The sequence below is a fragment of the Rathayibacter sp. VKM Ac-2929 genome (assembly GCF_022815495.1).
GTDB classification, from domain to species: Bacteria; Actinomycetota; Actinomycetes; order Actinomycetales; family Microbacteriaceae; genus Rathayibacter; species Rathayibacter festucae.
On record NZ_JALGRV010000004.1, the window covers coordinates 201,268 to 219,452 of the forward strand.

Genomic DNA, 18,185 nt, shown 5'->3' on the forward strand with positions numbered 1-18,185 from the left:
CGGTGGGGGAGCCGTTCGACGACGCCGTCCCCGAGGGCGCCGAGTCTTCCGCGCACCTCGCCGGCGTCCCCGACGAGTTCCAGCGCCTGTGGACCCCGCACCGGATGGTGTACATCCGGAAGGGCCAGCCGGGCGACGACGACTGCCCGTTCTGCGTCGCGCCGACGCTGAGCGACGAGGAGGCGCTGATCGTCGCGCGCGGCGAGCACGCGTTCGTCCTGCTGAACCTCTTCCCGTACAACTCCGGCCACCTCCTGGTCTGCCCGTACCGGCACATCCCGCTCTACGACGAGGCCACTCCCGAGGAAGTGGCCGAGATCGGCGCGCTCACCCAGACGGCGATGCGCGTCCTCCGCGAGGTCTCGAACAACGACGGCTTCAACCTCGGCATGAACCAGGGCGCCGTCGCCGGCGCCGGCATCGCCGCCCACCTGCACCAGCACGTCGTGCCGCGCTGGGCGACCGACGCCAACTTCTTCCCGATCATCGCCCGCACCAAGGCCCTGCCCCAGCTCCTCGGCGACGTCCGCGCGAGCCTCGCCGCGGCCTGGCCCCGCCCCTAGCCCGCCGCCTCTCGAGTAGTCGCGCAGCGGCCACCTATGGTGGTCGAGTAGCCCCGCAGGGGCGTATCGAGACCCACCGTCGTCAGCAGGCCGAGTCTGCAGACTCCAGTCCCGGTGCCGGTGGATCTCGATACGCCCGCTCGGCGGGCTACTCGATCAGCATGGTGGGCCCCCTGCTGGTCGTGTGGGCCCGCACCGGCGCCCGATGCCTGTCGGGCAGCGGCGTGGCGGCGCCTCATGCTCGTCGACCAGCCCCACTGCCGCGTCTCGAGACCCGCCCCGCCCGCCTTGTCCAGCGCCGATGTCGGTCAGCCCCGTCTCGTAGACTGGACGCTGCCGTCGGCGGAAGTCGCCGCACAGAACAGGACTCGCGAACATGACCGACACCACCCCCACGTCCTCCTCCGCCTCGGAGCAGTTCGGCTCGAGCCGCGTCAAGCGCGGGCTCGCCGAGATGCTCAAGGGCGGCGTCATCATGGACGTCGTCAACGCGGAGCAGGCGCGCATCGCCGAGGACGCCGGAGCCGTCGCCGTGATGGCGCTCGAGCGCGTCCCCGCGGACATCCGCTCGCAGGGCGGCGTCGCGCGGATGAGCGACCCCGACCTCATCGACGGGATCGTCGCCGCCGTCTCCATCCCCGTGATGGCCAAGGCCCGCATCGGCCACTTCGTCGAGGCGCAGATCCTCCAGGAGCTCGGCGTCGACTACATCGACGAGTCCGAGGTCCTCTCGCCGGCCGACTATGTGAACCACATCGACAAGTGGAACTTCACCGTTCCCTTCGTCTGCGGCGCCACCAACCTCGGCGAGGCCCTGCGCCGCATCACCGAGGGTGCAGCGATGATCCGCTCGAAGGGCGAGGCCGGCACGGGCGACGTCTCCGAGGCCACCAAGCACATCCGCACCATCTCGGCCGAGGTGAACCGCCTCAAGTCCCTGACGAAGGACGAGCTCTACGTCGCCGCGAAGGAGCTGCAGGCTCCCTACGAGCTGGTCGCCGAGATCGCGCAGACCGGCAAGCTCCCCGTCGTGCTCTTCACCGCCGGCGGCGTCGCCACCCCGGCCGATGCTGCGCTGATGATGCAGCTCGGCGCCGACGGCGTCTTCGTCGGCTCCGGCGTGTTCAAGTCGGGCGAGCCCGCGAAGCGCGCCGCCGCGATCGTCAAGGCGACGACGTTCTTCGACGACGCCAAGGTGGTCGCCGAGGCGTCCCGCGGTCTCGGCGAGGCGATGGTCGGCATCAACGTGGCCGACGTGCCCGCGCCGCACCGCCTCTCCGAGCGTGGCTGGTAGCGAGAGCGCGCCCGTCGCGGGCGAGGACGAGACCCGGGGGTCCCTCGCAGGGCTCCGTGTCGGCGTCCTCGCCCTGCAGGGCGACTTCCGCGAGCACGCGCACGTGCTGCGCGAGCTCGGCGCCGAGGTGGTGCTGGTGCGCCGTCCGTCCGAGCTCGCGTCGGTCGCGGGTCTCGTGATCCCCGGCGGCGAGTCCACGGTGATGGACAAGCTCTCGCGCCTGTTCGGCCTCGCCGAGCCGGTGAAGGAGGCGATCGCCGCGGGTCTGCCGGTCTACGGCACCTGCGCCGGACTGATCATGCTCGCCGACCGCGTGCTCGACCGCATCGACGGCCAGAGCAGCTTCGGTGGCCTGGACGTGACCGTCCGTCGGAACGCCTTCGGCAACCAGCTGGACTCCTTCGAGACCGACCTCGACATCGACGGCATCGGCGACCCGCCGATGCATGCGGTCTTCATCCGCGCCCCCGTCGTCGAGGAGCTGGGGGAGCGCGCGCACGCCCTCGCGGCCCTGGCCGACGGCCGGGTCGTCGCCGTCGAGCAGGGCGCCCTGCTGGGCACCTCGTTCCACCCCGAGATCACCGGCGACTACCGCTTCCACGAGCTGTTCCTGCGCAAGGTCGCGGCCACCCGCTTCGGCGCGGCACAGTAGGGGCATGCCCGAACTCCCCGAAGTGCACGCGCTCGCCCGCGACCTCGACGAGCGCCTCGGCGGCCGCGTGCTGGAGCGACTCGACGTGTTCGCGATCTCCGCGCTGAAGACCGTCGCGATCCCGCCGTCCTCGCTCGCGGGGGAGACGGTGCACGGTGTGAGCCGGCACGGCAAGTTCCTCGATCTCGCGATCGGCGACGTGCACGTGCTGCTGCACCTGGCCCGCGCGGGCTGGGTGCGCTGGCGCCCCGAGCGGCCGACCGCGCCGGTGAAGCCGGGCCGCGGCCCGCTCGCCGCGCGCCTGATCCTCGACGACGGCTCCGGCTTCGACATCACCGAGGCCGGCACGAAGAAGAGCCTGGCGATCTCGATCGTGAGAGACCCGCGGGACGTCCCGGGCGTCGAGCGGCTCGGTCCGGATCCTCTCGACCCCGAGTTCACCCGCGAGATCCTCGGGGCGATCCTGGCCACCGCGGGCCGCGCCCAGCTCAAGGGCGTCCTCCGCGACCAGTCCCGGATCGCGGGCATCGGCAACGCCTACTCCGACGAGATCCTGCACGTCGCGAAGATGTCGCCGTTCAAGCCGGCGACGCTCACGCCGGAGGAGCTCGACCGCCTGTACACCGCGCTGCACTACACGCTCGAGGAGGCGCTCGGCCGGGCCGAGGGGCTGCACGCCGCCGATCTCAAGCGCGAGAAGAAGCTCGGGATGCGGGTGCACGGCCGCACCGGCGAGGCCTGCCCGGTCTGCGGCGACACGATCCGCCAGGTGATCTACTCCGACTCGACGCTGCAGTACTGCCCCACCTGCCAGACCGGCGGCAAGCCGCTGGCCGACCGCGTGCTGTCCCGACTGCTGAAGTAGCGCGCCCGTCAGTTCTGCACCGTCTCCGTCGAGGACGTCGCTCCGAACAGCCGGACGGCGGCGGGATCGGGCCCGAAGTGGACGGGGCCGCGGGTCACGGTGGCCGTCGCGGCGACCACCAGCGCCGTCTCGGCGGCCGTGGCGGCGGTCCGCCGCGCGACTCCCGCACGATCGGACGGACGGGGATCGCCGGCATCCGGGTGTCTCTGATCAGGTGTCATCGGTGTCCTCGTTCTCGTTCGCGTCGATGGGACGGCGGGGACTGCCCGGCTCGCCCGACACCCTGTCGACGAGGAGCGGCGAGTGACGAATCGCTGGCGGAGACGGTGCCGGTGGCGCGATCGGAGAACCCGAGCGCGCGGATCCGACTCGTCAGATCGTCATCGTGCCCACGGCCGACGAGCTCCCGTACTGAGCCTTCACGGCGGGGTCCGACCCCTGATAAAGAGGCCCTCGGATCACCGTGGCCGAGACGGTGATGCTGCCTTTGGGGGAGGCGGTGATTCCGCAGAAGCAGAGCCTCGTGAGTTCCGCAGCGTGTCTCCCCTCGGTCTCGTAGCTGTTCGTGACCGGGTGCGAGCCGGCCGGGATCACGAGATGCCCGCTGCGCGGACCGTCGGCGACGACCCCCTCGCCCCAGGGCGCGACGTCATGCTCAGCGGCGATGTCCACCCGGACGTCCTCTCCGAAGACGACGTCCGTCGTGGTCGTCGTCGCAGTCGTGTTGAGGAGGACGAGGACGAAGAAGCGGCCTTCTCCGAGGCTGGAGCTGATCGACACACCGGCGAAGATCCCAGCTCCGACGGGGGACGCGGAGGCGCCGGGCGCGGCGACCGCGGCGGCGATCACCGGCGTCGTCCACGCGGCGGCGATCGCGGTACGGCGCGCGACTCCCGGCGGGATCGATGTGGGGCGATCGTCGCTCGGTGAGTGGTGCTGATCGGGTGTCATCGGTGTCCTCGTTCTCGGTCGCGTCGACTGGACTCAGGGGGGCTGCCTCGCCTCGGACACTCTGTCGACCGGGCGTGAAGCGTGCCGAATCTCTGGCGGGAACGGTGCCGGATGGCTCGATTCCGCGCGGACTCCGCCCCGCCGAACCGGTGACGGTTCTCTGCGACTCGGAGGCCTCTCAGAACTCCAGGACGACGACCGCGGACGGGCGGCCGTAGATGCCGACCGCGTACGGGTCGGGGCCACGATAGGTGGGCCCGCGAGTCACCTTCGCCTCCACCGCGAACCGTCCCCGCGGCTCGGCGGCGAGCTCGCACACGGTCTGCGGCCCCGGGTACGGGGCGGTGACCACCACGCTCCTGTCGCCGATCGTGTACTCCCCGACCGTCGGGTAGACCCCGGCGGGGATCGTGATCGAGCCGGCCCGCGGCCCCTCGGGAACGATCCCGTCCGCCCAGACGGCGACGTCGTGGTTCGAGCAGGTGACGCGCACCACCGCGTCCTGGGGGAGGACGACCGGGGTGCCCGGGGTCCCGGTCCCGTCGAGGTACACCTCGACGCGGAAGGCCCGCGAGGACTCCAGGCCGTCGGAGACGAGCCAGACACCGAGGAACGTGCCGTCCTCCTTCGGCGGCGTGGAGGCGGAGGCCGCGGGGGCCGCCGCGGCTCCCGCGATCACCGGGACCGTCCAGGCGACCGCGAGCGCCGATCGGCGCCCGATCCCCGGAGGACGAGCCCCGTCCTGCCCGGTCGTGCCGTCCCTCTGCGGGTCGTTCATCATCGCGGTCCTCGTTCTCGTCTCGGCTGCGCGGCGGCCTGGTCCGCCCCGCGGCAACCCTTCCGCAGACCCGACTGCACATGGTCATTCCTGGCAGCGGACGCAGGCCTGGCCGGATTCGTGCAGTTCAGCCGCTCTTGCGGCGGACGGCGCCCAGGGCGAGGAGCACCACGGCATCCCGCCCTCGGGCGCGGCTCGGGCCGCCCCGCCCGGTGCTCGATTACACTGGACCAGCCATCAGCGGCGCCCGAGGGAGTCGCACGAACGAGATTTCCGAGGGAGCACCGTGTCCGGGCATTCCAAGTGGGCCACGACCAAGCACCAGAAGGCGATCAAGGACTCGCGCCGCGCGAAGTCCTTCGCCAAGCTGATCAAGAACATCGAGGTGGCCGCCAAGATCGGCGGCGCCGACATGTCCGGCAATCCGACGCTCGTCGACGCCGTGCAGAAGGCGAAGAAGACCTCGGTCCCGAACGACAACATCGACCGCGCGATTAAGCGCGGCGCGGGCCTCACCGGCGAGGTCATCGACTACACGACGATCATGTACGAGGCCTACGGCCCGAACGGCATCGCGCTGCTCGTCGAGTGCCTCACCGACAACAAGAACCGCGCCGCGGCGGACGTCCGCACCGCGATGACCCGCAACGGCGGCACCATGGCCGACCCGGGCAGCGTCGCCTACAACTTCGCGCGCAAGGGCGTCATCACCGTCCCGCACGGTGACGGCGTCACCGAGGACGACGTGCTCGGCGCGGTCCTCGACTTCGGCGTCGACGACGTCATCGACCACGGCGAGTCCTTCGAGGTCCGCACCGAGGCCGCCGAGCTGGTCCCGGCGCGCACGGCGCTGCAGGAGGCCGGCATCGACTACGACGCCGCCGACGTCGAGTTCGTCGCCTCGCTGCAGGTCGAGGCCGACGCCGAGACGGCGCGCAAGGTCTTCCGCCTGATCGACGCGCTCGAGGACTCGGACGACGTGCAGAACGTCTACACGAACCTCGACATCACGCCCGAGGTCCGGGCCGAGCTCGAGAACGACGAGGAGTGACCCGGTGACCCCGGCTCGTCCCGAGCGGGCGCGCTGATGCGCGTCCTCGGGATCGACCCGGGGCTCACCCGGTGCGGCGTCGGCATCGTCGACGTCGGCCGCGACCGGCGCGCGACGCTCGTGCACGTGAGCGTCCTCCGGACCCCCACCGATGCTCCACTGGAACGCCGGCTGCTCGCCCTCGGCGACGGGATCGAGGCGCTGCTCGACGAGCACCGGCCCGAGGCCGTGGCGATCGAGCGCGTCTTCGCGCAGAACAACGTCAGCACGGTGATGGGCATCGCCCAGATCAGCGGCGTCGCCCTGGTCGCGGCCGCCCGCCGCGACCTCGTCGTCGGCATGCACACGCCCAGCGAGGTCAAGGCCGCGGTCACCGGCTACGGAGCGGCCGACAAGCGCCAGGTCACCACGATGATCCAGCGCATCCTCCGGCTCGATGCCCCGCCGAAGCCGGCCGATGCGGCCGACGCCCTCGCCCTCGCCGTCTGCCACGCCTGGCGCGGTCCCCTCGCCGCGGGCCCCGCCGCCGCCGAGGGGGAGAGCGCGGCCCAGCGGGCCTGGCGCGCCGCGGAGGCCGCCGCTCGAACGCCTGTTCGAGCCTCTAGACTGACGCGGTGATCTCCTCCCTCCGCGGCACCGTCCTCTCCGCTCGCGGGAGCCTCGCCGTCGTCGACGTCCACGGCGTCGGCTACGCGGTCAACGTCACGCCGCAGCACGCGCTCGAGCTGCGGGTCGGCGACGAGACCGTGCTGACGACGACGCTGATCGTGCGCGAGGACTCGCTGACCCTCTACGGCTTCCCGGACGAGGAGCAGCTCGAGATCTTCGAGCTGCTGATCGGCGTCACCGGCGTCGGTCCCAAGTCCGCGCTCGGCGTGCTCGGCTCGGTGGAGCCCGAGCGCATCGCCCAGGCCGTCGCCGACGAGGACGACGCCGTCTTCCGCAAGGTCTCCGGCATCGGCCCCAAGACCGCGAAGCTCATCATCCTGTCGCTCGCGGGCAAGCTCGCCGTCCGCCCGCGCGCCGCCCGCGGCTCCGGGCCGGGTGCGACGGCCGCGCAGAGCGTGCTCTCGGCCCTCGTCGGCCTCGGCTGGCCCGAGCGCGTCGCCGCCGAGGTCGTCGACGAGATCCTGCTCGACGCCCAGGCCTCCGACGCCGCGAGCGTGCAGTCGCTGCTCCGCCTCGCCCTCGCCCGGCTCGGTCCGGCGGCGCGCTCGTGAGCGGCGACGACGTGATGGGCCCCGAGGTCGCGTCCGAGGCCGAGATCGCCTTCGAGGGGGCGCTCCGCCCGAAGAACCTCGGCGAGTTCGTCGGCCAGCGCAAGGTCCGCGGCCAGCTCGAGCTGCTGCTCAAGGCGGCGGCGATGCAGGGCCGCACGCCCGACCACATCCTGCTGGCCGGCCCGCCCGGCCTCGGCAAGACCACCCTCGCGATGATCGTGGCGGAGGAGAGCTCCTCGCCGCTGCGGATGTCCAGCGGCCCCGCGATCCAGCACGCCGGCGACCTGGCCGCCGTGCTCTCCTCGCTGCTGCCCGGCGAGATCCTCTTCATCGACGAGATCCACCGGATGGCGCGCTCCGCGGAGGAGATGCTCTACCTCGCGATGGAGGACTTCCGGATCGACATCATGGTCGGCAAGGGCGCCGGCGCGACCTCCGTCCCCCTGGACCTCGCGCCGTTCACCCTCGTCGGCGCGACCACGCGCTCGGGCCTCCTGCCGAATCCGCTGCGCGACCGCTTCGGCTTCACCGCCCACCTCGAGTTCTACGCCGAGGACGAGCTGCGCCAGGTGCTCACCCGCGCCGCGCGGCTGCTCGACCTCGACATCGACGGCGAGGCGGTCGCCGAGATCGCGGGCCGCTGCCGGGGCACCCCGCGCATCGCGAACCGCCTGCTGCGCCGGGTCCGCGACTTCGCGCTCGTGCACGGCGGCCGTGCCGACGTCACCGCGGTCCGCGCCGCACTCGACCTCTACGACGTCGACGAGCTCGGCCTCGACCGCCTCGACCGCGCCGTGATGGACATCGTGCTCACCCGCTTCGACGGCGGACCGGTCGGCCTCAACACGCTCGCGGTCTCCGTCGGCGAGGAGGCGGAGACGGTCGAGGCGGTCGTCGAGCCGTTCCTCGTCCGGATCGGGCTGCTCACCCGCACGCCGCGCGGCCGCGTCGCGACCCCGGCCGCGTACCGGCACTTCGGCGTGGATCCGCGCGGGGGAGCCGCCTCGGCCTCCCAGCGGCCCCTGTTCGGAGATGACCTATAATCTTCAAGGCCCGACGGGCCGCTCGATCCGCATGCGCCACCCCTTGTGTGCGCGGCGGATCACCCTCAACTCCGGAAGGCTCACCCATGGATCCGACGATCATCCTGCTCGTCCTGCTTCTCGCCGTGATGATCATCTTCATGTTCCGCAACAACAAGAAGCGGCAGCGCGACGCGGAGAAGATGAAGTCCGGGCTGGTCCCCGGTGTCGAGCTGATGACCGGCTCCGGCCTGTTCGGCACCGTCGTCTCGATCGACGACGACGAGAACAAGATCGTCATCGAGTCGACCCCCGGGACGCTCCTGACGATCCACCGTCAGGCCATCGCCCGCCTCATCGACCCGACCGAGAACGCGGTCGTCGCCGACGAGGACGAGGCCGAGTCCGTGGCGGCCGTCGAGTCGCCCGCGTTCGGCGAGCGCGACGCCGCGCACACGTCCGACCCGCTGGTCGACCCGGTCGAGCGCGACCGCAGGCCCGACGCGCAGTAGTCTCCAGGGCGGGCAGGGTGCATCGGCACCCCGCCCGCCCTTCCACGTCCGGGGTGCGCCCCGGACCGAAGACCGTCGATCGGACGACAGGCGCGGCCCCCGGGGTCGGCGCCTGCGCGAGGATCGACGTCGACCGCAGAGCCAGCGTCGGCCGGAGAGCCGGCGCCGACCGAAGAAGAAGGTGAGCCCTGGGTGGCCGCATCAACCCCCGTCCGGAAGGCCCGGCGCTCGCTGAGCTGGCTCGGCGTCCTGATCCTCGCGCTCGTCGGCCTCAACGCCGCCGCCGTCGCCTTCGGTGGCGGCTCCTGGACGCCGAAGCTCGCGCTCGACCTCGAGGGCGGCACCCAGATCGTGCTCCAGCCCCAGCTCTCGGACGGCCAGACCGTCTCGTCCGAGCAGCTGACGCAGGCCGTCTCGATCATCCGCCAGCGGATCGACGCCGCGGGCGTCTCCGAGTCCGAGATCACGACCCAGGGCTCGAGCAACATCGTCGTCTCGATCCCGGGCACGCCGGACGACGCGACGCTGCAGCGCATCGAGGCCTCGGCGAAGCTCGACTTCCGCCCGGTGCTCGTCGCCAGCCAGGCGACCAACAGCTCGGTCGGCGGCGATTCGTCCGCCTCGCCCACGCCGACCCCGGTCGACCCCTCGCTCGCCACCGAGCCGACGGCCGCGCCGACCAGCGCGAGCGACCTCGCCTACATCACGCCGGCGCTCGAAGCGCAGTACACCTCGTTCGACTGCGCGTTCCTCAACGACCAGGACCCGAACCTCGCGCCGGCCGATCAGCCCCTGATCACCTGCGACGACAACGACACGGCGAAGTACATCCTCGGCCCGGTCGAGATCACCGGTGAGGACATCTCCGACGCCTCGAACGGCCTGATGACGACGTCCTCCGGCGCCAGCACCGGCACCTGGGCCGTCAACCTCTCCTTCGACGACCAGGGCACCCAGGCCTTCGGCGACGTCACCTCGCGCCTCGTCGGCCTGCAGGGCGCGCAGAACCAGTTCGCGATCGTCCTCGACGGCCGCGTCATCTCGGCGCCGTCCACCAACGCGGCGATCACCGACGGCAACGCGCAGATCTCCGGCTCCTTCACCCAGGAGTCGTCGAAGACCCTCGCCGACCAGCTGAAGTACGGCGCCCTGCCGATCGGCTTCCAGGTGCAGAGCTCGGACAGCATCTCCGCGACGCTCGGCTCGACCCAGCTCGCCAGCGGCCTGCTCGCGGGCCTGATCGGGCTCATCCTCGTCGTCGTCTACTCGATCGCGCAGTACCGCGTGCTCGGCGCGGTGACCATCGCGTCGCTGATGGTGGCGGCGATCGTCACCTACCTCGTCGTCACCCTGCTCTCCTGGCGGGAGGGACTCCGCCTCTCGCTCGCGGGAGTCGCGGGTCTGATCGTGGCGATCGGCATCACGGCGGACTCGTTCATCGTCTACTTCGAGCGGATCCGCGACGAGCTGCGCGACGGCCGCGGACTCGAGTCCTCGGTCGAGGCCGGCTGGCGGCGCGCGCTGCGCACGATCTTCGCCTCCGACATGGTGAACCTGCTCGCCGCCGTCGTGCTCTTCGCCCTCGCGGTCGGCAGCGTCCGCGGCTTCGCGCTCACCCTCGGCATCACGACGCTGATCGACCTCGTGGTGGTGATCCTCTTCACCCACCCGATGCTGCAGCTGCTCGCGACGACCAAGTTCTTCTCCGAGGGGCACAAGGCCTCCGGACTGGATCCGCGCGCACTCGGCGCGGTCTACCGCGGCCGAGCGGCGTTCCGTCCGCAGGACGCCGTGCTCGCCGGCAAGGGGGCCTCGGGCAAGGGCTCCTCCGCCGCCCGCGAGGCCGCCCGCCGCCAGACCATCGCCGAGCGCAAGGCCGCCGAGGCGGCCGCCGCGCGCAGCTCCTCGAACGACTCGAACGGGAAGGACGCGTGATGGCCAGCTTCTCGCAGTTCGGAAACGACCTCTACACCGGCAAGCGCTCGGTCGACTTCGTCGGCCGCCGCCGCACCTGGTACCTCATCTCGATCGCGATCATCCTGCTCACCGTGCTCGGCACGGCGGCGCGCGGTGGCTTCAACTTCAGCATCGAGTTCACCGGCGGCTCCGAGTTCACGGTCACCGCGCCGGAGAGTCTGGACCAGACCGCCGCGACGGACGCCGTCACCTCGGTCTCGCCCGACGCGGTCCCGCGCGTCTCGATCGTCGGCGACGACTCGATCCGGGTGCAGACCAGCCAGCTGTCGACCGATGAGTCGACCCAGGTCCGCAACGCCCTGTCCGAGGCCTACTCCGTCCCGACGGAGCAGGTCGCGTCGTCCTTCATCGGCGCCGCCTGGGGCTCGGACGTCACGCAGCAGGCGGTCCGCGGCCTGATCATCTTCGTGATCCTGGCCGCCCTGGCGATGTGGGCGTACTTCCGGACCTGGAAGATGTCCCTCGCCGCGATCGTCGCGCTCCTGCACGACCTCGTGATCGTGGCCGGCGTCTACGGAATCACCGGGACGGAGGTGTCGCCGGCGGCGGTCATCGGACTGCTGACGATCCTCGGCTACTCGCTCTACGACACCGTCGTGGTCTTCGACAAGATCCGCGAGAACACCGCGGAGGCGCTCGGCAGCACCACCAAGACCTTCTCCGAGACGGTCAACCTCGCCGAGAACCAGACGCTGGTGCGCTCGATCAACACCTCGATCGTCGCGGCCCTGCCGGTCGCCGCGATCCTCGTGATCGGCGCCTTCGTCCTCGGTGCCGGCACGCTGCGCGACATCTCGCTCGCGCTGCTGATCGGCATCATCGTCGGCACCTACTCGACGATCTTCGTCGCCGCCCCGCTCTACGCCCAGCTGCGCAGCGGCGAGGCCGAGATCGGCAAGCACGACACGCGGGTCGTGTCGGCCCGCGAGCGCGCCGCGACCCCCGTCGTGCAGGGCTGATCGTGGCCGACTACGCGCAGGTCACCGCCGCGGACGCGATCGGCCTCGTCGAGCGCGACGAGGTCTGGCTGCTCGACGTGCGCGAGCCGCACGAGTGGGCGCTCGGGCACGCCGCAGCGGCGCACCACATCCCGATGGGCAGCATCGGCGAGCGGCAGGACGAGCTCCCACGGGACGCGGCGATCCTCGTCGTCTGCCACTCCGGCGTCCGCTCGGCCATGGTCGTCCAGGCGCTCGACGGCGCCGGCTACGAGACGGCGAACATCGAGGCCGGGATGACGGCCTGGGCCGCCGCCGGCGGCGATGTCGTCGACGACGAGGGACGTCCGGGCCGGATCGACTGATCGCGGGCCTGTCCGCTCCCGGCGGACCGGTCACGCGGCGCCCGCGCGACGGGCGATAATGAGGCGATGGAGATCTCCGCGTGAGCGACACCACGACCACGTCCTCGACCGCCGCCCTGCGCCGGCTGGTCCCGCGGATCTTCTCGCGCGCACAGCCCTCCGGGGCGGTCGACACGCTCGTCCGGACGGTGCGCACGCACCACCCCAAGAGTGACATCGCGCTGATCGAGCGGGCCTACTCGGTCGCCGAGCGCGCGCACGCGAACCAGAAGCGCCGCAGCGGCGAGCCGTACATCACGCATCCGCTGGCCGTCGCGCAGATCCTCGCCGACCTCGGCATCGGCTCGAAGACCATCGCCGCCGCGCTGCTGCACGACACGGTGGAGGACACCGACTACAAGCTCGACGAGCTCCGAGCCGACTTCGGCGACGAGGTCGCGATGCTGGTGGACGGCGTCACCAAGCTCGACAAGGTCAAGTACGGCGACAGCGCGCAGGCCGAGACCGTCCGCAAGATGATCGTGGCGATGTCGAAGGACATCCGCGTTCTGATCATCAAGCTGGCCGACCGCCTGCACAACGCGCGCACCTGGGGCTTCGTTCCCGCCGAGTCCGCGGCCCGCAAGGCGACCGAGACCCTCGAGATCTACGCGCCGCTGGCGAACCGCCTCGGCATCCAGGCGATCAAGTGGGAGCTCGAGGACCTGTCGTTCGCGGTGCTCTACCCGAAGATCTACAACGAGATCGAGAGCCTCGTGAAGGTGCGGACCCCGCAGCGCGAGGAGTTCGTCCAGAGCATCATCGACCTCATCGGCGAGGACCTGCGGGCGGGAAAGATCCGCGGCCGCGTCGTGGGCCGGCCGAAGCAGTACTACTCGATCTACCAGAAGATGGTCGTCCGCGGCCGCGACTTCGACGAGATCTACGACCTGGTCGGCATCCGCGTGCTGGTCAACTCCGTGCGCGACTGCTACGCCGTGCTCGGCTCGATCCACGCGCGCTGGAGCCCGATGCCCGGTCGCTTCAAGGACTACATCGCCACCCCCAAGTTCAACCTGTACCAGTCGCTGCACACCACGGTGATCGGGCCGAAGGGCCGCGCGGTCGAGATCCAGATCCGCACCAACGAGATGCACCAGCACGCCGAGTTCGGCATCGCGGCGCACTGGAAGTACAAGGAGCAGATGGCGACGGGCAAGGTCGCCTCCGGTTCGAACGACACCGACCTCGCGTGGCTCGCGCACCTCTCCGACTGGCAGTCCGAGACGACCGACCCGAACGAGTTCCTCGACTCCCTCCGTTTCGAGATCGGGGCGAAGGAGGTCTACGTCTTCACGCCCAAGGGGCGCGTCATCGGCCTGCCGACGGGCGCGACCCCGGTCGACTTCGCCTACGCCGTGCACACCGAGGTCGGCCACCGCACCATGGGCGCCAAGGTCAACGGGCGTCTCGTGCCGCTCGAGTCCTCGCTGACCACCGGCGACGTCGTCGAGGTCTTCACCTCGAAGAACCCGGACTCCGGCCCCAGCCAGGACTGGCTGAACTTCGTGCAGAGCCCGCGGGCTCGCAACAAGATCCGCCAGTGGTTCACCAAGGAGCGCCGCGACGAGGCGATCGAGCAGGGCAAGGACTCCATCGCGCGGGCCATGCGCAAGCAGAACCTGCCGCTGCAGAAGCTGATGAGCCAGGACACCTTCACCGAGGTGGCCAGCCAGCTGCGCTACAACGACGTCGAGGCGCTCTACGCCGCGGTCGGCGAGGGGCACGTCTCCACGCAGTCGGTGCTGGAGAAGGTCGTCGCGACCATCCAGGGCGACCCGGAGTCGGACGAGCACGAGGTCACCCTCCCGCGCTCCCCGCGTCCGCGCAGCCGCAGCAGCGAGTCCGGGGTCCTGGTCAAGGGCGCGCCGGACATCCTGGTCAAGCTGGCGAAGTGCTGCACCCCGGTTCCGGGCGATCAGATCGTCGGCTTCGTCACCCGTGGCGCCGGCGTCTCGGTGCACCAGGCCAACTGCCACAACGTGCAGGAGCTGCTCAAGGAGCCGGAGCGGATCGTCGACGTCGAGTGGGCGCCGTCCTCGAAGAGCATCTTCCTGGTGCAGATCCAGGTCGAGGCGCTCGACCGGTCCGGCCTGCTCAGCGACGTCACGCGCGTGCTCTCCGAGCACCACGTGAACATCCTGTCGGCCACGGTCTCCACCTCCAGCGACCGACTGGCGATCAGCCGGTTCGTGTTCGAGATGGGCGACACGACGCACCTCGACCGGGTGCTCAACGCCGTCCGCAGGATCGACGCCGTCTACGACGTCTACCGGGTGAACGCGGGCTGATCGCCCGGCGCGGCCGGCGCAGTGCCCGGGCGCAGTGCGAGGTCAGCCGATGGCCGCGGTCAGGCGGAGCAGGGCGATCCGGCGGCTCGAGACCGGAGGACCGCTGTCCAGTCGCTCGAGCACCCGCTCGAGCGAGACACCGGTGACGGCCGCCAGGCTGCGCAGGAGGTCGTCGTCGCAGGTGCTGCGGGTGCGCGCCAGATCGATCAGGGTCCGCTCGGGGGTCGTGACGGAGCAGCCGCCGAGGAGCACGACGTCCTCGTCGGTGAGCCGCACCTCGTGGAAGCGCACCCGCGCGAGCATCGGCGGGTGCAGCCGGTTCCGTCGGTCGATGGAGGCGCTGTGCACCGGGGGAGCGGCGGGCATCGCGCCGTGCACCCAGGCCGCCGACAGCCGGTCGGCCACCGCCTTCGCCGGGACGACCGCCCGCAGCGCCTCGCCGCGCTCGGCCGGGCCCACCGGCAGATCGGCGAGGAGGAAGCCCTCGTCGAGCGCGACGACCTCGCCGTCGAGACGGGCGGCGCAGAGCTCCGCGAGCGGCAGCTGCCCCGGGAGCAGCACGGAGGGGAGGAGGCGCGTCATCCGCCCATGCTGTCCGAGCCGTCGTCCCCGCGGGACAGCCGCAGCACATCTGTGGACGGATCCGCGAGAACCATCGCCGTGCGGTTCCCGCCGGCGACAGGCGGGTCTCGATACGCCGCCTCCGGTGGCTACTCGACCAGCATGCTGGTCACGGACGCGTGCTCATGCTGATCGAGTAGCCCGCGCAGCGGGCGTATCGAGATCCACGTCGTCCGAGGGGCGGTTCTCGACACCCCGCTTCCGGCGGCTACTCGACCAGCATGCCGGTCACGGACGCGTGCTCATGCTGATCGAGTAGCCCGCGCAGCGGGCGTATCGAGATCCACATCGTCCGAGGAGTGGGTCTCCACACCCCGCCGCCGGCGGCCGCTCGACCAGCACGCGAGCAGGCCGGGATCAGCCCAGGGCGTCCAGCCACACCTTGCGGGCGTCGAGGGCCTCCTGCGCCTGGGCGATGGCGGCGCGGTCACCGCGGGCCTTCGCCTCGTCGAGCTCGTCCTGCAGCTTCTGGATCGCGGCGGTCAGCTGCGAGGCGAGGCCCTCCGAGCGCGCCTTGCGCTCGGGGTTGCTGCGGTTCCAGTGCTCCTCGTCGAGCTTGCGCACGTGCGCCTCGACCTTGCGGAGGCGGTCCTCGACGGTGCGCACCTGCTCGCGCGGCACGCGTCCGACGGCGTCCCAGCGCTCCTGCACGGAGAGCAGCACGCGCTTGGCCTTCTCGCGGTCCTGCTCCTGCAGGAGCGGCTCCGCCTCCTCGAGGAGGGCGAGCTTGAGGTCGAGGTTCTCGGTGTACTCGACGCTCTCCTGCGCGACGACCTCGGCCTTCGCGCCGTAGATCGCGTCGCCGGCGGCCTTGAAGCGCGCCCAGAGGGCGTCGTCGAACCGCTTGCCCGCGCGACCGGCCACCCGCCAGCGCTCGAGGAGGGCCCGGTACTCCGGGATCGCCTCGGCACCGCGTGAGACCAGGGCGTCGGCCTGATCGATCAGCGACTGCTTGGCCTGCTTGGCCTCGCGGTGCGCCGAGTCGAGGTCGGCGAAGAACGCCTTGCGGTTCTGCTCGATCGTCGTGCGCGCTCCGCGGAAGCGGCGCCACAGCTCGTTGGCGTCGTTCTTGGGGAGGCGCGGACCCTGCTGCTGGTGGCTCTGCCAGCGGGCAAAGAGGTCGTCGATCGCGGCGCTGGCCTGCTTCCACTGCGTCTTCGCCGGGTCGACGGCGGCCAGCGCCTCGGCCTCGGCGACGATCGCCTCGCGGTGAGCGATCGCGTCGCTGAGGGCGGCCTTCGTCTCGGCGGCCTGCTGCTCGGTCAGATCCTCGACGGAACCGCTGAGCGCGCTGACGCGGGCCTGCAGGGCGTCGAGGTCGCCGACGGCGTGCGCCTGCGAGATGGCCGCGGTGAGCGTCTGCACTCCGCGCGACACGTCGTTCGCCGGAGCGCCGCGCTTGGCCCGCTGCTCGAGCAGGGAGACCTGCCCGGCGAGCTCGGTGTACTTGCGCTCGTAGTAGGCGAGGGCCTCCTCGGGAGTCGCGTCGGGGTACTGGCCCACCTCGCGCTCCTCGTCGCCGACGCGGACGTAGACCGTGCCGTCGTCGGCCACGCGGCCCCACGGCTGCCGGGCGCCCGCCTGCGGGCGGGGAGCCGTCGGGACGACGGGAGGCGCCGCGTCCTCGGGAGCCGTCGTCTCATCGGCGGTCGCTGCCTCGCCGGAGGTCGCCGTCTCGTCCGAGGTCGTTGTCTCGCCCTCGGAGGGCGCCGTCTCGTCCGAGGCCGCTGCCTCCTCGGGGGCCGCCACCTCGTCGGGCGTCGCCGTCTCGGATCCGGGCGTCGCCGTCTCGGGGGAGCCCTCTCCCGTCTCGGGAGCGTCCGTCTCGGCCGGGGCGTCGGCGCCCTCGGGGGCGCCGGTGCTCTCGGGAGCGTCCGTCGTCTCGGAGGACGCGCTGTCGTCGGGTGACACGGTGCCGGGGGTGGACACGGTGTCGATGTCGCCGTCTGGAGTCAGCATCGGGTGCCGCCTTTCGCTGTCGTCCCGCCCCTCGGCCTCGGTGCTCGACAGCCGGAGGCCGACGACCGCGCTCAGCCGCGAACGGGCAGTGACGACAAGCCTATTGCACTCCCCGCGCCCCCGTTCGTCCGCGGTCCCGCGGGTCGCGCGCGCCGCTCGTCGGCGGCGCGCGCGAGGGCTACTGCAGCGAGATGCCGCCGATCGCGACCGGCTCGGCGGGAGCGCCGTCGCCGGAGCCGTCCGCCGTGCCCTTCGCGACCACGTCGGCGACCAGCGCATCGAGACCCGAGGTCACCTGGCCGACCACCGTGTAGCCGCCCGCGGCGTCCTCGGGGAGCTGGGTGTCCTGATAGACGACGAAGAACTGGCTGCCCTGGCTGTAGCCGTTGCCGCCCTGGCGGGCCATCGCGATCGTGCCGGCCGGGTAGACGCCGTCCGCGGGCGCGTTCTCGACGGGTCCGTAGCTGTAGCCGGGGCCGCCGGTGCCGTCGCCGTTCGGGTCGCCGCACTGCAGGACGTAGAGGCCCTCGGTGGTGAGCCGGTGGCAGGAGACGCCGTCGTAGAAGCCGGACTGCGACAGGGAGAGGAAGGAGGAGACGGCCTGCGGTGCTGCGGCCCCGGCCAGGGTGATGCCCAGCTCGTCGCTGTTGATCGACATCGTGCCGGTCCAGTCGCGGCCCTCGGCGAGGTCGGCGGAGGGGACGTCACCGGTGTTCTGGCCGGTCGCCTCGGGTGTCGGCGTGGGCGTCGCGCTCTCGGAGGACGTCGGCTCGGCGACCGGGGTGCCCGGGCCGCCGGAGAAGTAGAGGAGCTGCGCGACGACCGCGAGGGCGATCACGACGACGCCCGCGACGGCCGCGATCACGTTGTCGCGGACCCGGCGCTTGGCGCGCGTGCGGTGCAGGGTCTGCCGCGCCTGGTAGGCCCTCAGTCGGGTGCGCGCCTCGCGATCGTTCGTCCTGCCCTGGGCCACGTGTTCCTCCGCCGTCGTGCGTCGCGCCTGCGTCCGGCGCGGCCCCGCGCGAGCGCGGAGCGCGTCGAGCCTACGAGAATCGCCGCGCCCTCGCCGGACGCCGCGACGCCGGGT

Annotated in this window: 19 protein-coding genes; 13 read left to right on the forward strand and 6 right to left on the reverse strand. The window is 71.7% G+C overall.

The features are described from left to right. Window positions 1-2: 2 nt before the first annotated feature. From MT355_RS13510 to MT355_RS13525, 4 genes are all read left to right on the forward strand, one after another. Window positions 3-563, forward strand: coding sequence for an HIT domain-containing protein (locus tag MT355_RS13510; RefSeq protein WP_243599927.1), 561 nt, complete (start codon window positions 3-5; stop codon window positions 561-563). Between the two features lie 376 nt (window positions 564-939). Further along, a complete protein-coding gene (gene pdxS / locus MT355_RS13515) occupies window positions 940-1,857 on the forward strand; it encodes a pyridoxal 5'-phosphate synthase lyase subunit PdxS (protein WP_159984516.1) in 918 nt (305 codons plus the stop codon). After that, a complete protein-coding gene (pdxT, locus tag MT355_RS13520) occupies window positions 1,847-2,509 on the forward strand; it encodes a pyridoxal 5'-phosphate synthase glutaminase subunit PdxT (RefSeq protein ID WP_308197380.1) in 663 nt (220 codons plus the stop codon). The genes pdxS and pdxT overlap by 11 nt, the downstream gene beginning before the upstream one ends. A 4-nt stretch (window positions 2,510-2,513) precedes the next feature. Beyond that, the gene (locus tag MT355_RS13525; RefSeq protein ID WP_243599928.1) at window positions 2,514-3,374 is read left to right on the forward strand and encodes an Fpg/Nei family DNA glycosylase; all 861 of its coding nucleotides are present in this window, start codon (window positions 2,514-2,516) and stop codon (window positions 3,372-3,374) included. Window positions 3,375-3,382: 8 nt separating this feature from the next. On the opposite strand, the gene MT355_RS13530 is transcribed toward MT355_RS13525, so the two are convergent. The 3 genes from MT355_RS13530 to MT355_RS13540 all read right to left on the reverse strand — a co-directional run bounded on the left by MT355_RS13530 (window position 3,383) and on the right by MT355_RS13540 (window position 5,103). Beyond that, window positions 3,383-3,595 (reverse strand): hypothetical protein, encoded by a 213-nt coding sequence (locus MT355_RS13530; protein ID WP_243599929.1) that lies wholly within the window; start codon window positions 3,593-3,595, stop codon window positions 3,383-3,385. Between the two features lie 151 nt (window positions 3,596-3,746). Further along, window positions 3,747-4,325 carry a hypothetical protein gene (locus MT355_RS13535; RefSeq protein WP_243599930.1) on the reverse strand — a complete coding sequence of 193 codons (579 nt, stop codon included), beginning with the start codon at window positions 4,323-4,325 and terminating at the stop codon, window positions 3,747-3,749. A 178-nt stretch (window positions 4,326-4,503) separates the two neighbouring features. Beyond that, window positions 4,504-5,103 (reverse strand): hypothetical protein, encoded by a 600-nt coding sequence (locus MT355_RS13540; RefSeq protein WP_243599931.1) that lies wholly within the window; start codon window positions 5,101-5,103, stop codon window positions 4,504-4,506. A 286-nt stretch (window positions 5,104-5,389) separates the two neighbouring features. Here MT355_RS13540 and MT355_RS13545 point away from each other — a divergent pair, with 286 nt between their 5' ends. From MT355_RS13545 to MT355_RS13585, 9 genes are all read left to right on the forward strand, one after another. Continuing rightward, entirely contained in the window at window positions 5,390-6,154 is a 765-nt protein-coding gene (locus MT355_RS13545) for a YebC/PmpR family DNA-binding transcriptional regulator (RefSeq protein WP_123446193.1), read from the forward strand. 36 nt (window positions 6,155-6,190) lie between these two features. After that, window positions 6,191-6,772, forward strand: coding sequence for a crossover junction endodeoxyribonuclease RuvC (gene ruvC / locus MT355_RS13550; protein ID WP_243599932.1), 582 nt, complete (start codon window positions 6,191-6,193; stop codon window positions 6,770-6,772). Further along, window positions 6,769-7,374 carry a Holliday junction branch migration protein RuvA gene (gene ruvA / locus MT355_RS13555; protein WP_123446195.1) on the forward strand — a complete coding sequence of 202 codons (606 nt, stop codon included), beginning with the start codon at window positions 6,769-6,771 and terminating at the stop codon, window positions 7,372-7,374. Before ruvC ends, ruvA begins: the two co-directional genes overlap by 4 nt. Before the next feature lie 14 nt (window positions 7,375-7,388). Beyond that, on the forward strand, window positions 7,389-8,417 hold the full coding sequence (ruvB, locus tag MT355_RS13560; RefSeq protein ID WP_123446196.1) for a Holliday junction branch migration DNA helicase RuvB: 1,029 nt from the start codon (window positions 7,389-7,391) through the stop codon (window positions 8,415-8,417). An 86-nt stretch (window positions 8,418-8,503) separates the two neighbouring features. Continuing rightward, a complete protein-coding gene (gene yajC, locus MT355_RS13565; protein ID WP_123704427.1) occupies window positions 8,504-8,908 on the forward strand; it encodes a preprotein translocase subunit YajC in 405 nt (134 codons plus the stop codon). Between the two features lie 192 nt (window positions 8,909-9,100). After that, a complete protein-coding gene (gene secD / locus MT355_RS13570) occupies window positions 9,101-10,843 on the forward strand; it encodes a protein translocase subunit SecD (RefSeq protein ID WP_243599933.1) in 1,743 nt (580 codons plus the stop codon). Next, window positions 10,843-11,844: a protein translocase subunit SecF gene (gene secF / locus MT355_RS13575; RefSeq protein WP_243599934.1), complete on the forward strand. Its 1,002-nt coding sequence runs from the start codon at window positions 10,843-10,845 to the stop codon at window positions 11,842-11,844. Before secD ends, secF begins: the two co-directional genes overlap by 1 nt. Window positions 11,845-11,846: 2 nt before the next feature. Then, window positions 11,847-12,188 (forward strand): rhodanese-like domain-containing protein, encoded by a 342-nt coding sequence (locus MT355_RS13580; RefSeq protein WP_132436284.1) that lies wholly within the window; start codon window positions 11,847-11,849, stop codon window positions 12,186-12,188. An 80-nt stretch (window positions 12,189-12,268) separates the two neighbouring features. Further along, complete coding sequence (locus MT355_RS13585) at window positions 12,269-14,518, forward strand: bifunctional (p)ppGpp synthetase/guanosine-3',5'-bis(diphosphate) 3'-pyrophosphohydrolase (protein WP_123446201.1); 2,250 nt, start codon at window positions 12,269-12,271, stop codon at window positions 14,516-14,518. Between the two features lie 42 nt (window positions 14,519-14,560). Here MT355_RS13585 and MT355_RS13590 read toward each other — a convergent pair whose 3' ends face one another. The 3 genes from MT355_RS13590 to MT355_RS13600 form a co-directional block, all read right to left on the reverse strand. Next, window positions 14,561-15,100, reverse strand: coding sequence for a type IV toxin-antitoxin system AbiEi family antitoxin (locus MT355_RS13590; protein ID WP_243599935.1), 540 nt, complete (start codon window positions 15,098-15,100; stop codon window positions 14,561-14,563). Window positions 15,101-15,496: 396 nt separating this feature from the next. Continuing rightward, window positions 15,497-17,098 carry a DUF349 domain-containing protein gene (locus MT355_RS13595; protein WP_308197381.1) on the reverse strand — a complete coding sequence of 534 codons (1,602 nt, stop codon included), beginning with the start codon at window positions 17,096-17,098 and terminating at the stop codon, window positions 15,497-15,499. Window positions 17,099-17,276: 178 nt separating this feature from the next. Continuing rightward, on the reverse strand, window positions 17,277-18,071 hold the full coding sequence (locus MT355_RS13600) for a peptidylprolyl isomerase (RefSeq protein WP_243599936.1): 795 nt from the start codon (window positions 18,069-18,071) through the stop codon (window positions 17,277-17,279). Window positions 18,072-18,185 lie beyond the last annotated feature (114 nt).

What these genes read in the sequence shown, in the direction of transcription:
- yajC (WP_123704427.1), top strand. Translation starts at nt 8,504, where the DNA reads ATGGATCCGACGATCATCCTGCTCGTCCTGCTTCTCGCCGTGATGATC.
- MT355_RS13590 (WP_243599935.1), bottom strand. Translation starts at nt 15,100, where the DNA reads ATGACGCGCCTCCTCCCCTCCGTGCTGCTCCCGGGGCAGCTGCCGCTC.
- secF (WP_243599934.1), top strand. Translation starts at nt 10,843, where the DNA reads ATGGCCAGCTTCTCGCAGTTCGGAAACGACCTCTACACCGGCAAGCGC.
- pdxS (WP_159984516.1), top strand. Translation starts at nt 940, where the DNA reads ATGACCGACACCACCCCCACGTCCTCCTCCGCCTCGGAGCAGTTCGGC.
- MT355_RS13530 (WP_243599929.1), bottom strand. Translation starts at nt 3,595, where the DNA reads ATGACACCTGATCAGAGACACCCGGATGCCGGCGATCCCCGTCCGTCC.
- MT355_RS13535 (WP_243599930.1), bottom strand. Translation starts at nt 4,325, where the DNA reads ATGACACCCGATCAGCACCACTCACCGAGCGACGATCGCCCCACATCG.
- MT355_RS13525 (WP_243599928.1), top strand. Translation starts at nt 2,514, where the DNA reads ATGCCCGAACTCCCCGAAGTGCACGCGCTCGCCCGCGACCTCGACGAG.
- ruvC (WP_243599932.1), top strand. Translation starts at nt 6,191, where the DNA reads ATGCGCGTCCTCGGGATCGACCCGGGGCTCACCCGGTGCGGCGTCGGC.
- ruvB (WP_123446196.1), top strand. Translation starts at nt 7,389, where the DNA reads ATGGGCCCCGAGGTCGCGTCCGAGGCCGAGATCGCCTTCGAGGGGGCG.
- MT355_RS13540 (WP_243599931.1), bottom strand. Translation starts at nt 5,103, where the DNA reads ATGAACGACCCGCAGAGGGACGGCACGACCGGGCAGGACGGGGCTCGT.
- MT355_RS13595 (WP_308197381.1), bottom strand. Translation starts at nt 17,098, where the DNA reads ATGCTGACTCCAGACGGCGACATCGACACCGTGTCCACCCCCGGCACC.